The 15,472-nt window shown below is 64.5% G+C and carries 12 protein-coding genes and 4 tRNA genes; 4 read left to right on the top strand and 12 right to left on the bottom strand.

Features of this window, described 5'->3' with window-relative positions:
* A complete protein-coding gene (locus QPK29_RS15960; protein WP_371768048.1) occupies window positions 1–459 on the top strand; it encodes a response regulator in 459 nt (152 codons plus the stop codon).
* A gap of 27 nt (window positions 460–486) precedes the next feature.
* Here QPK29_RS15960 and QPK29_RS15955 read toward each other — a convergent pair whose 3' ends face one another.
* The 8 genes from QPK29_RS15955 to QPK29_RS15920 form a co-directional block, all read right to left on the bottom strand.
* The gene (locus QPK29_RS15955; RefSeq protein WP_371768047.1) at window positions 487–2,115 is read right to left on the bottom strand and encodes a response regulator; all 1,629 of its coding nucleotides are present in this window, start codon (window positions 2,113–2,115) and stop codon (window positions 487–489) included.
* A gap of 138 nt (window positions 2,116–2,253) precedes the next feature.
* The gene (locus QPK29_RS15950) at window positions 2,254–2,598 is read right to left on the bottom strand and encodes an HNH endonuclease (protein WP_371768046.1); all 345 of its coding nucleotides are present in this window, start codon (window positions 2,596–2,598) and stop codon (window positions 2,254–2,256) included.
* A 40-nt stretch (window positions 2,599–2,638) separates the two neighbouring features.
* Window positions 2,639–3,733 carry a tartrate dehydrogenase gene (locus QPK29_RS15945; RefSeq protein WP_371768045.1) on the bottom strand — a complete coding sequence of 365 codons (1,095 nt, stop codon included), beginning with the start codon at window positions 3,731–3,733 and terminating at the stop codon, window positions 2,639–2,641.
* A 25-nt stretch (window positions 3,734–3,758) separates the two neighbouring features.
* The gene (locus tag QPK29_RS15940) at window positions 3,759–5,144 is read right to left on the bottom strand and encodes an MFS transporter (RefSeq protein ID WP_371768044.1); all 1,386 of its coding nucleotides are present in this window, start codon (window positions 5,142–5,144) and stop codon (window positions 3,759–3,761) included.
* A gap of 65 nt (window positions 5,145–5,209) precedes the next feature.
* On the bottom strand, window positions 5,210–6,427 hold the full coding sequence (locus QPK29_RS15935; RefSeq protein ID WP_371768043.1) for a YeeE/YedE family protein: 1,218 nt from the start codon (window positions 6,425–6,427) through the stop codon (window positions 5,210–5,212).
* Between the two features lie 114 nt (window positions 6,428–6,541).
* Window positions 6,542–6,617, bottom strand: a tRNA-Asn gene (locus tag QPK29_RS15930).
* Window positions 6,618–6,639: 22 nt separating this feature from the next.
* Window positions 6,640–7,734: an acyl-CoA dehydrogenase family protein gene (locus QPK29_RS15925; RefSeq protein ID WP_371768042.1), complete on the bottom strand. Its 1,095-nt coding sequence runs from the start codon at window positions 7,732–7,734 to the stop codon at window positions 6,640–6,642.
* Between the two features lie 52 nt (window positions 7,735–7,786).
* Window positions 7,787–7,862, bottom strand: a tRNA-Asn gene (locus QPK29_RS15920).
* Between the two features lie 113 nt (window positions 7,863–7,975).
* On the opposite strand from QPK29_RS15920, the gene purT reads away from it, so the two are divergent.
* Entirely contained in the window at window positions 7,976–9,178 is a 1,203-nt protein-coding gene (gene purT, locus QPK29_RS15915) for a formate-dependent phosphoribosylglycinamide formyltransferase (protein ID WP_371768041.1), read from the top strand.
* Window positions 9,179–9,220: 42 nt separating this feature from the next.
* Here purT and QPK29_RS15910 read toward each other — a convergent pair.
* From QPK29_RS15910 to QPK29_RS15900, 3 genes are all read right to left on the bottom strand, one after another.
* Window positions 9,221–9,296 (bottom strand) — tRNA-Asn (locus QPK29_RS15910).
* A 67-nt stretch (window positions 9,297–9,363) separates the two neighbouring features.
* Window positions 9,364–9,439: transfer RNA gene (locus QPK29_RS15905), tRNA-Asn, on the bottom strand.
* Window positions 9,440–9,601: 162 nt separating this feature from the next.
* A complete protein-coding gene (locus QPK29_RS15900; RefSeq protein WP_082577643.1) occupies window positions 9,602–10,813 on the bottom strand; it encodes an amino acid aminotransferase in 1,212 nt (403 codons plus the stop codon).
* A gap of 108 nt (window positions 10,814–10,921) precedes the next feature.
* Between QPK29_RS15900 and uvrB the strand changes: the two genes are divergently transcribed.
* Window positions 10,922–13,018, top strand: coding sequence for an excinuclease ABC subunit UvrB (uvrB, locus tag QPK29_RS15895; RefSeq protein WP_371768040.1), 2,097 nt, complete (start codon window positions 10,922–10,924; stop codon window positions 13,016–13,018).
* A gap of 43 nt (window positions 13,019–13,061) precedes the next feature.
* On the opposite strand, the gene QPK29_RS15890 is transcribed toward uvrB, so the two are convergent.
* Window positions 13,062–13,760 carry a class I SAM-dependent methyltransferase gene (locus QPK29_RS15890; protein ID WP_371768039.1) on the bottom strand — a complete coding sequence of 233 codons (699 nt, stop codon included), beginning with the start codon at window positions 13,758–13,760 and terminating at the stop codon, window positions 13,062–13,064.
* Between the two features lie 359 nt (window positions 13,761–14,119).
* On the opposite strand from QPK29_RS15890, the gene QPK29_RS15885 reads away from it, so the two are divergent.
* A complete protein-coding gene (locus tag QPK29_RS15885; protein ID WP_371768038.1) occupies window positions 14,120–15,184 on the top strand; it encodes a choice-of-anchor Q domain-containing protein in 1,065 nt (354 codons plus the stop codon).
* Window positions 15,185–15,472: the final 288 nt, after the last annotated feature.

The following is a 15,472-nucleotide window of genomic DNA, read 5'->3' as shown; positions in this document are numbered from 1 at the left end:
ATGCTCAAACCCATCCTGCTGGTCGAAGACAACCCGAACGATCTCGAACTCACGCTGATCGCGCTGTCCAAGAGCCAGCTCGCCAACCAGGTCATCATCGTGCGCGACGGCGCCGAAGCGCTGGACTACCTGCACCGTCGCGGCGAATACGCGTCGCGCCCGGCCGGCAATCCTGCCGTCGTGCTGCTCGACCTGAAGTTGCCGAAAGTGGATGGATTGGAAGTCCTGCGCGAAGTCCGCAGCACCGACGGGCTCAAGCCCCTGCCGGTGGTGATGCTGACGTCGTCGAAGGAAGAACAGGACCTCGTGCGCAGCTACGAGCTGGGCGTGAATGCCTACGTCGTCAAGCCGGTGGATTTCACGGAATTCGTGCGCGCGATCGCGGACCTGGGCATTTTCTGGGCCGTGCTGAACGAACCGCCGCCGGGGTCGCAGCGCTACGTCAAGCCCAACAGGTAACGATCCGTGCCCACGCGAATGTTCGCGTCACGCATCGTTACGCGCGGGCACAGGGGTGCCCGCCCTACGGCGCAGCAGGTGCCGGATGCGCGCGCTGAGCGCGTCCGGGTGGTAAGGCTTCTGCAACAGGTTGACGGACGCCTCCAGCTTCCCTTCGTGCGCCAGCACGCCCTCCGCATACCCCGACGTGTACAGGATCTGCGCCTGCGGCAGGCGCGCACGCACCACCTCGCCCAGTTGCAGGCTGCTCACCGGGCCCGGCATGATCACGTCCGTGAACACGAGGTCGATGTGCTGGCCGCTCTCGACGATCTCCACGGCCTTCGCCGCATCCGGCGCCTCCAGCACCTTGTAGCCGAGCGCGGACAGGATGCCGCAAGTCGTGCTGCGCACGTCTTCCTCGTCCTCGACGACGAGGATCGTCTCGATGCCGCCGAGCAGCGGCGCCGTCGGCGCCTGTTCCGCGTGCTGCGGCTCGGCCTCGCTGCGCGGCAGGTAGATGCGCACGCTGGTGCCCTTGCCCGGCTCGCTCCTCAGCACGATCTCGCCGCCGGACTGCTTGACGAACCCGTACGCCATCGACAGGCCCAGGCCCGTCCCCTGCCCCGTCGGCTTGGTCGTGAAGAACGGCTCGAACGCGCGCTCCAGCACTTCGGGCGCCATGCCCTTGCCCGAGTCCGCCACTTCGATCAGCACATAATGGCCGCGCGGCACTTCCGTCGGCAACGCGCCGTCGGGCCCGGCATTGGCGGCGCGGATCGTCAGCGTACCGCCGCCCGCCATCGCATCGCGCGCATTGATCGCGAGGTTCAGCAGCACGTTGTTGAGCTGGTTCGGATCGACGAGCGTGCTGCCCAGGCCGGCCGCGATCTCCGTCACGACGCGCGCGCGCGGACCGAGCACGCGCCGCATCATGTCGTCCATTTCGCGCAGCAAATGGCCGGGATTGATCACGACGGCCTGCAGCGGCTGGCGGCGGGCAAAGGCGAGCAGGTGCGACGACAGCTTGGCCCCGCGCTCCACGCCGGCCAGCGCCATGTCGACGCGCGCCTTGCCGGCATCGTTCAGGTTACCCACCAGTTTCAGTAATTGCAGGTTGCCGCCGATGATCTGCAGCACGTTGTTGAAATCGTGCGCGACGCCGCCCGTCAACTGGCCGATCGCCTCCATCTTCTGCGCCTGGTGCAGCGCCGACTGGCTGGCGGCCAGTTGTTCCTGGCTAAGACGCAACGACACGAACGCCGCATCGCGCTGGCGCCGCGCGATGCAGGCATCGCTGTGGTAACGCACGCGTGCGACGAGTTCGCGCGGATCGGGCCACTTGACGAGGTAATCGTTGGCGCCGAGGGCGAACGCTTTCGCCTTGATCTCGGGATCTTCTTCGGACGACAACAGGACGACGGGAATGTGTTCCGTATCCTTGTCCGCGCGCAGGCGGCGGGTGACTTCGAAGCCATCGATCTCGGGCATGCGCAGGTCGACGAGCACGACCGTCGCGCCGACTTCCTTGGCCAACTCGACCGCCATGCCGGGATCGCGGGCATAGCGCAACGCATAGGCGGCGCATCCCTTCATGCCGTGGGAGATGATGTCCTCGGCAAAGGGTTCGTCGTCGATCAGGAGAACAGAGCAGGCGTTCGAGTCTTCTTGGTTCATTGCAACTGCGGGGATAGCGGCATTGAAAAAAGGAACCAGAATTGCAAAAAAGTAAGAACTGATTTTAACACCAAGCACGACAGGGGGGACGTTCGATTCAATCGTGCGACATAAGCGATGCCATCCTGATCATACCGGTCAGTCACGCCCTTTCTTCTTATTCGACGTGAACGTTCGCGCATAAAACTCCGGAGGCTTTTTCACCACCCAGTCGACGAACGCCCGGATATCGTTATCGCTCTTGAGCGCCTCCCACGTGTGATAAGCCCGCAGCAGTTCGCGCTCGGAAAACGTCGCATGAATCTTGCGATGGCAGATCTTATGGATAAGGAACTGTTCCCTGCCCTTCAGGGACTTGGGGATCAGGTGATGCCGGTCGATGTTGACCGTGCCGAGCGGCCGGCCGCACAGCGGACACGGGCTGTCCGCCGCGGCAGGCTGGGCAGGAGAATCGAAGTCGGGAATACGGGAACGGCGCGCCATGTTCCTGATATCGGGGCGGCCGGGCCCGTTTAAAGCATCGTCAGCCGCGTACGCGCGCGGCGATGGCGTCGCCCACCTCGACCGTCGTCGCCGTGCCGCCCAGGTCACCCGTGCGCGGTCCTGCGCGCAGCACCTCCTCGATCGCGGCCATGATCGCATCGTGCGCCTCGCCGCAGCGCGGATCCGGATCGGGGCCGGCGGCGAGGAACGACAGCATCATCGCGCCCGACCAGATCATCGCGATGGGGTTGGCGATGCCCTTGCCGGCGATGTCCGGCGCGGAGCCGTGCACGGGTTCGAACAGCGACGGGAACCTGCGGTCCGGGTTCAGGTTGCCGGACGGCGCCAGGCCGATCGTGCCCGTGCACGCCGGGCCGAGGTCGGACAAGATGTCGCCGAACAAATTCGACGCCACGACGACGTCGAAGCGGTCGGGCTGCAGCACGAAGCGGGCCGTCAGGATGTCGATGTGCTGCTTGTCGACGGTGACGTCCGGGTAGTCGGCGTGGATCGCGTCCGCGCGGCCGTCCCACCACGGCATGCTGATGGCGATGCCGTTCGACTTGGTCGCCACCGTCACATGCTTGCGCTGGCGCGCGTTCGCGAGCCCGAACGCATACTGCAGCACGCGGTCGGTGCCGTAACGCGTGAACACGGATTCCTGGATCACCATCTCGCGCTCGGTGTCCGGGAACATCACGCCGCCCAGGTTCGTGTACTCGCCTTCCGTGTTTTCGCGCACCACGAAAAAGTCGATGTCGCCCGGCTTGCGGCCGGCCAGCGGGCACGGCACGCCTTCGAACAGGCGTACCGGGCGCAGGTTGATGTACTGGTCGAATTCGCGGCGGAGCTTGAGCAGCGAGCCCCACAGCGAGATATGGTCGGGCACCAGCGCGGGCCAGCCGACGGCGCCGAAATAGATGGCGTCCATGCCGGACAATTGCGCTTTCCAGTCGGGAGGCATCATCTCGCCGTGCTGGATGTACCAGTCGCAACTGGCCCACGGGAAATGCGTGAACTCGAGCTGCAGGCCGAAGCGCTCGGCCGCGGCCGCCAATACCTTCAGGCCTTCCGGCAGGACTTCCTTGCCGATGCCGTCGCCGGCGATGGCGGCGATCCTGAAACGTCGTGTCATTTGGTTCTTTCTTGAATGGTAAGACTCACACCGCGGGCGCCGCAACGACGAGGCGCGAGAAACTGGCCACGCTGGCCGCGAACGAGAACGCGGCGGCGATGCCGAGCGCGATCCACGGACCGCGTACATGGGAGATGGTAAGGCAGAATGCGACGAGCGCGGCGCCCGTCGCCTGGCCCGTCAGGCGCGCGGTGGCGACCATGCCGCTGGCGCTGCCGGCACGCGAGCCGGGCGCACTGCCCATGATCGCCTTCACGTTCGGCGCCTGGAAAAAGCCGAAGCCGATGCCGCACACGGCCATGCGCCAGCCGATGTCGAGGGCGGACGGCGCGGCCGGCAGGCTCATCATCGTGACCAGGCCGGCCGCGAGGATCAACAGGCCGATGCCGCCCAGCAGGCCCGGCGAATACCGGTCGCTCAATCGTCCGGCGACGGGCGCCATGATCCCGACCATCACGGGCCACGGCGTCATCAGGAAGCCCGTCTCGACGGGCGAACGGCCGAGCGTCGTCTCGAAAAAGAACGGCAGCGCGACGAATGCGAGCGCCTGCGCGGCGAACGTGCAGATGGCGGTGATGGTCGACAGCGCGAACAAGGGACGGCGGAACAGGTCCACCGGCAACAGCGGTGCCGGATGGCCGCGCTCGCGGCGCAGCAGCAGGCCGAAGAACACCAGCGCGATCAACGCCTCCGGCAGCAACGTCTTCATGTCCACGCGGTGCGCGGCATCGCCCAGCGCCAGCACGGCCATCGAAAACGCGACGACGTTGTAGACGCCGGCGAGCCGGTCCACGCGGTGGGTCGCGCGGCGCGTTTCAGGCAGCACCTTGCGCGCCATGAAGAACGCGACGATGCCCGGCACCACGTTGATGCCAAACAGCCATTGCCATGACGATGCAGCAAGGATGATCGACGCGAGGCTCGGTCCGAGCGCGAAGCCGACCGCGACGACGAGGGCATTGGTTCCGAAGCCGCGTCCCAGCAGTTTCGCCGGATACGTGGCGCGCAGCAGCGCCGTGTTGACGCCCATGATGGCGCTGGCCCCGAGGCCCTGGAACAGGCGCGCGGCGATCAGCACGGGCAGCGACCACGCGAGCGCGCACGCGAGCGAGGCCACCGTGAACAGGGCCATGCCGGCCACGTAGACGCGGCGGTAGCCGATGGTTTCGCCCAGCGCCGCGATCGGCAGCAAGGTGGCGACCATGGCCAGCTGATAGGCATTCACGATCCACACGGAGTCGGCCGGCGTGGCGTGCAATTGCTGCGCCATCGCGGGCAACGCGGTGTTGGCGATGGCGGTATCGAGGGATGACATGCCCACGCCGAGCGCGAGGGCGAGAATGGCCCAGGCGCGCGGGCCCGCGGGTAATCCGTCCTGTTCGAGAGGTGTTGTATTGACTGCTGCTTGCATGCTCGATCCTGACGGCAAAAGGATCGATTGTAGGCCTGTCCGGCGAAGCGTGCAGCGGACCGGCCTCAGCAGCCGCTCGGCTTCACCCGCTCGACTTCGAGCCCGAACAGCGGACGCAGCCGCGTACCGAACACGTTGCCGGTGAACGCAGCCACGAGCCACAGCCAGCCGTGCAGGCTGCCCGACACGATGCCGCTGAAGTAGGCGCCTATGTTGCAGCCGTACGCGAGCCGCGCGCCATAGCCGAGCATTAAGCCGCCGACGACGGCCGCGAGGAGCGAGCGCAGCGGCACGCGCCACACGGGCGCATAGCGGCCCGCCAGCGCCGCCGCCAGCATCGCGCCCAGCACGATGCCGATGTCCATCACGGACGTCACGTCGTGCGACACGGGCGCGGCCAGCGCGGCGGCGTTCGCCTTCGTCGACCAGTACGTCCAGCTCGCCGTGTCGACGCCGATCGCCTGCGCGGCCTTGGCGCCCCACAGCGCGAACGCGGACGTCACGCCCCACGGCCGGCCGGACAGCGCGAGCGTCGCGAAGTTCAACACGACGAGCGCGACGGCGCCGGCCACCATCGGCCACGGCCCGTGCAGCCACGGCGACGCGTGCGCGGGCCGCACGGTCGGGTCGACGAGGCGGCCGTGCCGGCGCTTCTCGACGACGACGGTGATGAACGCAATCAGCGCGAACACGGCCCAGTTGAGCAGCAGCGCGGGGGCGAGGCCCAGCGCCTTCACGAGCGAGACCGGTTTCAGTTGCGGCAGCGACGTCCAGAACGGCATGTGCGCCGTGGCGATGACGGAGCCGGCGATGAACGCCAGCAAAGTCACGATCATGCGCGTGCTGCCGCCGCCGACCGTGTACAGCGTGCCGGACGCGCAACCGCCGCCCAGCTGCATGCCGATGCCGAACATGAACGCGCCGACGATCACGGACGTGCCCGCGGGCGACACGAGCCCGTTGACGGGATTGCCGAACAGGGTGCCTGCGGACAGTGCCGGGAAGAACAGCGCGACGCCGACGGCGAGCATGATCATCTGCGCGCGCAGGCCGGCGCCGCGGCCGTCCGCGATGAAGACGCGCCACGCGGACGTGAAGCCGAATGCGGCGTGGTACAGCGCGAGGCCGAGCAGCGCGCCGACGACGAACAACGCGGCGTGCTTCGCACCGACGGTTTGCGCGAGATACCAGGCGCCGAGGACGATGAGCAACAGGGCGACGCCGAGCGGTTTCGGGTTGACGTCGGCGCCGCGGGGGAATGTGGGAGAAGCTGCAGTAGACATTGGGAAACGATCTCGGGATAACGTAAGTCGTTATTTTCGCTCGTTTTTTTGTTTCCTGCTGGGGCGGGCAAAAACGAAAATGGGCATCGATTTCTCGACGCCCATTTTGAATTCTGGCTCCCCGACCTGGACTCGAACCAGGGACCTGCGGATTAACAGTCCGTCGCTCTACCGACTGAGCTATCAGGGAAAAGAGGCCGCATTATAGCGGCTCAGCTCTGCGGCAGCAAGAGCGCGTGTTGCGACGCCGTGTGGAAGTCGCGCCAGACGCGGTTGATGGCGCTGTCCGCGCTGGCCGCCACGAGGCCGCAGTACGGATACAGCGTGTCGACGGCGTGGCGCGACGCGGCGACCCACTCCTGTGCCAGCGCCTGCATCCGCGCGGCCTGTTCGTCCGCGACGTCGGCGCCGGCGACGACGTCGGCCCACGTCGCGTCGAGCAGGGCGTAGAAGCGCGCACGCACGTCGTCCAGCCTGCCGCGGGCACCATCCAGCACGGTGCGCACGGCCGGCACGTCGATCAACAGCTCGTTCTGCCCGCCGAACCGGTTGCGCCGGCGCGCGATGCAGGCATGGGCCAGGTCGACGAAGTGGGACGCCATCCCGGCCACGTTCGCGGCCAGCGTGACGAAGGCGAACGGGAGAAATGGAAAACGGTACAGCGGCCCCCGCTCGCGCGCGGCCGCCGGGTCGATGACGAAGCCGTGGTCGGCATGGACCCACGCGCCGCGGACGCGGTAGGCGTGCGACGCCGTCGCGCGCAGGCCGATGCTGCGCCAGCGGGGCACGATCTCGACGATCTCCTTCGGCACCACGAACGCCTGGATGCGCGGCTGGCCATCCGCATCGAGCAGCGGCCGGCCGTCCGCGCGCAGGAAGGCGTTGAACGTGAAATGCGTGGCCATCGGCGCGCCGCTCGCGTAGTCCCATTCGCCCTCGACGCGCCAGCCGTCGCCCTCGCGGTCAGCGTATCCCGTCGGGGCGCCGCTGCCCGCGAGGCAGGCGCGGGGCGTGGCCAGGATCGCGCGGGCCAGGTGCGGCGGCAGGAAGCCCGCGAACCAGCCGGCGCCGGCGCACAGGGTGACGGTCCAGCCGACGCTGCCGTCGACGCGGGCGATGGCTTCTTCCAGCCGCACGACGTCCGGCAGCGGCCGCTCTTCCCCGCCGACGGCGCGCGGCGCCAGCATGCGCAGCCAGCCGCGGTGATGGATCAGGGCCTGGTGGACGGGGTGCAGCCAGCCGTCCGTGTCGGCGGTGGCGGCGTAGCGGTCGATACGGGCGGCGTCGCGCGAGGAAAGGATAGTCATGGCAGGGCGGAAACGAAAAAGGCCGCGTTGGATAACGCGGCCTTTTGAATTCTGGCTCCCCGACCTGGACTCGAACCAGGGACCTGCGGATTAACAGTCCGTCGCTCTACCGACTGAGCTATCAGGGAATTGAGGCAATATTATAGCAGGAATCCGCGAATTGCCAAATCGCGCCCGCGGCGTGCGTCCGTAAGCACTGTTTGCTATAGTCGCCCTCTTCCCGACCTGCCCCTACTGACCAATGACCACCCTCGGCACTCCCCTCTCCCCTTCCGCAACCAAAGTCATGCTGCTCGGCTCTGGCGAGCTCGGCAAGGAAGTCATCATCGCGCTGCAACGGCTCGGCATCGAAGTGATCGCCGTCGACCGCTACCCGAACGCGCCCGGCCACCAGGTCGCGCACCGCGCGCACGTCATCGACATGACGGACGGCGCCGCCCTCGCCGCGCTGATCGAGCGGGAGCGGCCCGACCTCGTCGTGCCGGAGATCGAGGCGATCGCGACCGCGAAGCTGGCCGAGCTGGAAGCGGCCGGGACGATCACCTGCATCCCGACCGCGCGCGCCGCGCAGCTGACGATGAACCGCGAAGGCATCCGCCGCCTCGCCGCCGAAGAGTTGGGCCTGGCGACGTCGCCGTACCGCTTCGCGTCCAGCCTCGACGAGCTCAAGACCGCCTGCGCCGAGATCGGCTTTCCGAACGTCGTGAAACCCGTGATGTCGTCGTCGGGCAAGGGCCAGTCGAAGCTGGACAGCGCGGCCGACGTCGAGAGCGCCTGGAACTACGCCGCGTCGGGCGGACGTGTGGACGCGGGCCGCGTGATCGTCGAAGGCTTCATCGACTTCGATTACGAGATCACCTTGCTGACCGTGCGCGCGGTCGGTGCCGATGGCAACGTCGAGACGCGCTTCTGCGAGCCGATCGGCCACAAGCAGGTACATGGCGACTACGTCGAATCGTGGCAGCCGCAGCCGATGGTACCGCTCGCGCTGCAGCGCGCACAGGAGATCGCCGAAAAGGTCACGGCGAACCTGGGCGGCCAGGGCGTGTTCGGCGTCGAGCTGTTCGTCAAGGGCGACATGGTGTGGTTCTCGGAAGTGAGCCCGCGCCCGCACGACACCGGCATGGTGACGATGGCGACGCAGGTGCAGAGCGAATTCGAGCTGCACGCCAAGGCGATCCTGGGCCTGCCCGTGAACACGGCGCTGCGCGCGCCGGGTGCGTCCGCCGTGATCTACGGCCAGCTGGAGGAAGCGGCTATCGCGTTCGAAGGCGTGGCCGACGCCCTGAGGGTGCCGGGCAGCGACATCCGCCTGTTCGGCAAGCCGGAGTCCTTCGCGCGCCGCCGCATGGGCGTGGCGCTGGCGACGGCGGAGGATGTCGAGACGGCGCGCGCACGGGCGCTGGAGGCGGCGTCGAAGGTCAAGCCGGTATCGGGCCGATAACGAAAAAGGGGCATCGATCGCTCGATGCCCCTTCTAGAATTCTGGCTCCCCGACCTGGACTCGAACCAGGGACCTGCGGATTAACAGTCCGTCGCTCTACCGACTGAGCTATCAGGGAATAGGTGGTCGTATTATAGCCGCTCACCAACGGCTTGCAAAGTTGGCAGGCCAACCGTGCGAAAATCTGGCTCCCCGACCTGGACTCGAACCAGGGACCTGCGGATTAACAGTCCGTCGCTCTACCGACTGAGCTATCAGGGAGTAGTGGGGGCTTGAATAGCCTGCTGCGCGTTGCATTTTCGTCCTGCGATGCTCGCCGTACCGTAAGTACGGCTGCGCTTCTCGGACGAAACTGCTGCCGCTCGCGACGGCTCTTCAATGCCCCGATACGTTACGGGTGTGCCGTAACGAAGAGCCGCGATTTTAGAGAACTTTTGCGATGGCGTCAACGACGCGATCGATGTTCTTCGAGTTCAGGGCAGCGACGCAGATGCGGCCGGTGTCCACGGCGTAGATCGATTCCGCGCGCAGCTTCTCGACCTGCTCCTTCGTCAGGCCCGAGTACGAGAACATGCCGACCTGCTTGCGCACGAACTCGAAGTCCGAACCCGGCGCCTTTTCGGCCAGCTTCTTGACCAGCTCGTCGCGCATCTGCTTGATGCGGACGCGCATGCCGGCCAGCTCGTCTTCCCACAGCTGGCGCAGTTCCGGCGTGGACAGGACGGTCGCGACGACCTTGCCGCCGTGCGTCGGCGGGTTCGAGTAGTTGGTGCGGACGATGCGCTTCAGCTGCGACAGCAGGCGGGCAGCCTCTTCCGCGGTCGATGCGACGACGGACAGCGCGCCCACGCGCTCGCCGTACAGCGAGAACGACTTCGAGAACGAGTTCGACACGAGCAGCGGGCCGGGGGTAGCAGTGAAGCGGCGCACGACGGCGCCGTCTTCCGCGATGCCGTCGCCGAAGCCTTGGTAGGCCATGTCGAGGAACGGGATCAGGTTGTTGGCGCGCACGACCTCGATCACCTGGCCCCACTGGTCGGCGTTCAGCTCGGCGCCGGTCGGGTTGTGGCAGCAGGCGTGCAGGACGACGATGGCGCCTTCCGGCATCGCTTTCAGCGCGGCCAGCATGCCTTCGAAGTTGACGCCGTGCGTGGCCGCGTCGTAGTAGGCGTAGTTGTTGACGGTGAAGCCGGCGCTTTCGAACAGGGCGCGGTGGTTCTCCCAGCTCGGGTCGCTGATGTAGACTTGCGAATCCGGCGCGAAGCGCTTCAGGAAGTCGGCGCCGATCTTCAGCGCGCCGGTGCCGCCCAGGGCTTGCACCGTGACTGCACGTTTCTCTTGAATTACGGCGCTGTCGGCACCAAATACGAGTTCTTGCACAGCCTTGTCGTACGCACCCAGGCCTTCGATCGGCAGGTAGGTACGCGGCGTCGGTTGTTCCATCAACTTCGCTTCCGCTTTCTGCACGCATTCCAGCAGCGGCACTTTCCCGTTGTCATCGTAGTAGACGCCCACGCCCAGATTGATCTTGGCGGGGTTGGTGTCTGCATTGAAGGCCTCGGTGATGCCGAGGATCGGATCGCGGGGAGCCATGGCGATGGCGCTGAAGATGCTGGCAGTAGCTGGGGAATTCATCGTGATAAACTTGGTTTGTCGGCTGGGTTTCGCAGCGGTTGTATAGACAGCGACCTCGAGAGTTGCTCGGTCGCAGGCGGATTCTCATTCTAGCAAAGGTCTGATCCAATGGCAGATTTATCGGTTGCAAATTCACCAGCACCTACCGTCATCACATTCCCGGATTCCCCGTTCAAGCTGCACCAGCCCTTCCCGCCCGCGGGCGACCAGCCCACGGCGATCGATGGCCTGGTGGAAGGCATCGAGGACGGCCTGATGTACCAGACGCTGCTCGGCGTGACCGGTTCCGGCAAGACTTATACGATGGCCAACGTGATCGCCAGAGCCGGCCGTCCGGCGATCGTGTTCGCCCCGAACAAGACCCTCGCGGCCCAGCTGTACGCGGAGTTCCGCGAGTTCTTCCCGCAGAATGCCGTCGAGTACTTTGTCTCGTACTACGACTATTACCAGCCGGAAGCGTACGTGCCGCAGCGCGACCTGTTCATCGAAAAGGACTCGTCGATCAACGAGCACATCGAACAGATGCGTTTGTCGTGCACGAAGTCGCTGATGGAGCGGCGCGACGTCGTCATCGTGGCGACCGTCTCGGCCATCTACGGTATCGGTAATCCGAACGAGTATCACAAGATGATTCTCACGTTGCGCACGGGAGACAAGGTCGCGCAGCGCGACGTCATCGCGCGCCTGATCCAGATGCAGTACACGCGCAACGAAATGGACTTCGCGCGCGGCACGTTCCGCGTGCGTGGCGACACCATCGACATCTTCCCGGCCGAACACGCCGAGCTCGCGATCCGCGTCGAAATGTTCGACGACGAGATCGAATCGCTGCAACTGTTCGATCCGCTGACGGGTAAAGTACGCCAGAAGATCCCGCGCTTCACGGTGTACCCGGGCTCCCACTACGTCACCGGCCGCGCCACCGTGCTGAAGGCCGTCGACTCCATCAAGGCCGAGCTGCGCGACCGCCTGGAGGAATTCCGCCAGCAGGGCAAGCTGCTGGAAGAACAACGCCTCGAGCAGCGCACCCGCTTCGACCTCGAGATGCTGGCCGAAGTCGGTTTTACCAAAGGCATCGAGAACTACTCGCGCCACCTGTCCGGCTCGATGCCGGGCGAACCGCCGCCGACCTTGATCGACTATCTGCCGAAAGACGCGCTGATGTTCATGGACGAGTCGCACGTGATGATCGGCCAGCTGAACGCCATGTACAACGGCGACCGGTCGCGCAAGGTGAACCTCGTCGACTACGGCTTCCGCCTGCCATCCGCGCTCGACAACCGGCCTTTGAAATTCTCGGAATTCGAGAACAAGATGCGCCAGTGTATTTTTGTCTCCGCGACGCCGGCCGACTACGAAAAGGAAAAAGCCGACAACGTCGTCGAGCAGGTCGTGCGCCCGACGGGCCTCGTCGACCCGCAGGTCATCGTGAAACCCGCGCGATCGCAGGTGGACGACCTGATGGGCGAGATCACGGACCGCATCAAGAAGGACGAGCGCGTGCTGGTCACCACGCTGACCAAGCGCATGGCCGAGCAGCTGACGGAATACCTGTCCGACCACGGCATCAAGGTGCGCTACCTGCACAGCGACATCGACACGGTGGAGCGCGTGGAAATTCTGCGCGACCTGCGCCTGGGCACGTTCGACGTCGTCGTCGGCATCAACCTGCTGCGCGAGGGTCTCGACCTGCCGGAGGTGTCGCTCGTGGCCGTGCTGGACGCCGACAAGGAAGGTTTCCTGCGTTCGGAACGCTCGCTGATCCAGACCATCGGCCGCGCGGCGCGTAACCTGAACGGCGTGGCGATCCTGTACGCGGACCAGATCACGGATTCGATGAAGCGCGCGATCGACGAGACGGAACGCCGCCGTGCCAAGCAGATCGCGTTCAACGAAGCGAACGGCATCACCCCGAAGGGCGTGCAGAAGAAGATCAAGGAAATGATCGACGGCGTCTACAGCGCGGCCGCGCAGAAGGCCATGCTGAACGACAATGGCCTGTCGGAAGAAGCCGCCAAGGTCGAGGGCATGAGCGAGAAGCAGATTTCGAAAGAAATCAAGCGCCTCGAAAAACTCATGGTCGACCACGCGAAGAACCTCGAGTTCGAAAAGGCGGCGCAGGTACGCGACCAGTTGCACGTTCTCAAGCAGCAGGCATTCGGGGCGCCGGGGGCGGACAACGTCGTGTCTATCCTCGGCAAGTAAGCAGTACGCCAAAGCAGACGCGGCCTTCGGGGCCGCTTTTGCTTTACAGGTATTGGTGCAGCGAGCTCTGGGAATCCTGGTTCCTGAAGAGCGTGACGAAACCGGCTTTTGCGAGGCACAACCGTTGCTTGTCGTTGGCGTACGCGATGATCGACTGGCTCCGACTGAACTTGTCCATATTGTTTTTCAGAAATTCGAGCAGGATCGCCTCGCCAAATGGGTTGAACAGATAGACCAGATTATTTCCGGCCGGAAGTGAGAAACTGGCTGCGTCAGCATTGACGAAGCAGACATTATCGGCGCCAAATTTCCTGACGTTACAGTCCGCCGCCTGCACCAGCGGCTCCGAAAACTCGACACCGACGAGCCGTCGAAACCGGTAGTTCGCGGCAGCATAAAAGCACGCCTTTCCCTTGCCCGAGCCGAGATCGATGAAATGGTCGAATACGATGCCGGTCTTCATTGCCTCATTGAGCAACTCGCGAATCGCCACGCAGGTAACGGCCTGGTAGGCCCGTGAGTGCGCGCGCGCTGACGAATAACTGGTTTCGAGTTCGTGCCCAACGATAAAGCCGCTGCAGTCGAGACCGTGCCTTTTTTCGAACCACTGGTCCTCTATCCAGTTCATTCCACCCGCTGCCTTGTTCGAAAGCGAACGCAGCTTATGGGCGAGCGGCCGTCTCAGCCAGGTGGCGATTCTGCCTTGCCATTGAATGCAAGCCGATTCAATGTGATGAGCCATTTACATTCCAATCAATGATTCGAAGCTGGGAACCTCATCTATTTTCCCGGTCTTCGCCAGCGCGGCCTTTATCGATTGTCAATCAGCGCCATGCTCGCCGGTTCAAAAGGACGCCGCTGTTGTCGAACACGGCGTCAGGGCCATCCAAGTTTTTGATCAAACCACACATATAACGCACGAGAAACTTCTGTAGAAAAACTATTACTCAGGGAAATTTATTTCGCGAAAAGTTGAACTTTGGCAGTTTCCCCTCGTCAAAGTTACTCCTTTGTTTATTGATGAGTGGCTTTCCCTTGAAAACTTTTTCGTTCGCAAACAACGCATTGACCGCCCCCCTGCTGACTGGTTTTGCAGTCGCAATGATGACTTGTACCGTCGCCTCGGCCGCCGACCTCTATGTGTCGACCGCAGGCAGGGACACGAACACGGGCGCGGCGAGCGCCCCGCTGCGCACCATCCAGCGCGCCGCCAACCTGGCACGGCCCGGCTATACGATCCACGTGGCGCCCGGCACCTACACCGAGACCATCACCTCGACCGTGAACGGCACGTCGTCCGCGCGCATCCGCTTTGTTTCGGACACGAAGTACGGCGCGATCCTGCGTCCGGCCGGCAGCGCCTATACGATGTGGACCGCCCGGGGCGGCTATACGGATATCGACGGTTTCCAGCTCAATGGCGCCGGCAGCACCACCGCGCGTGTCGGCATCTATCTGAATGGCGGCAATTCGTCGGTCAAGAACAGCTGGATCCACGACGTTGCGATGGCCTCCGGCTGCGACAACCGCGGCGGCGGGGGCATCGTCGCCGACCAGGGCCGCGGTAAGGCCTACAGCAACTATGACATCATCGGCAACAGGGTGAACAATGTCGGCGGTGGCTGCGGCTGGATCCAGGGCATCTACCACTCGTCGTCGGGCAAGATCATCAACAACGTGGTCAACGGGACCAGCCAGGGCATCAACATGGGCCATGACGACCATAACATCCTGGTCATGAACAACACCCTGTTCGCCAACAGCGGCTATGGCGTGTATTTCGGCGGCTGCAAGGAAGCGTACAACAACGGCTGCCCGACCCGCGGGATCCAGATCCACAACAACATCATCTATGCGAACGGCGGCGGCATCCAGGGTCCGATCGCGTCCGAAGACGTCGGCAACAGCGTAGCCAATAACCTGGTCTATGCGAATCGCACGAATTTCGACCTGGCCAGCCCGAGCAGCGCCACCAGGACCGGCATCATCAGCACCGATCCGCAGTTCGTCAGCTACCTCTCCAACGGTGGCGGCAACTATCGCCTGAAGACCACGTCGCCGGCCATCAACAGGGGCCAGACCTCCTACGCGCCCCAGACCGACTTCGACGGCAAGGGCCGTGGCTATTACATCGACATGGGCGCCTACGAGACGAACTCGAACTAAACGCTGTCGAGAGCGCCGGCGTACTCCCCGACACCCTACGAAGCCCAGGCTCGTAGGGTGTTTTCATGTCGGCTTTTGAATTGCGCAAAAACGTCAAAGCCAGTGGAATTCGGAGTGCGCAAATACGGAATCCCCGCCTTCACGCCCCGCCTCTGTAGCACATGAAGTTAATCAAAAAATCCCGTTATTGGCGAGCCTAGCGTAAATAACGGATTTCAGACGGCATGATCTCCAGTTGCCGGCAATCTAACGCCGGTGAATTTTGAAAGGATGAGTTTGTTCGAGACT

The organism is Massilia orientalis, from assembly GCF_030411975.2.
Taxonomy (GTDB): Bacteria; Pseudomonadota; Gammaproteobacteria; order Burkholderiales; family Burkholderiaceae_D; genus Telluria; species Telluria orientalis.
This window is presented reverse-complemented; position numbering and strand designations above follow the sequence as displayed.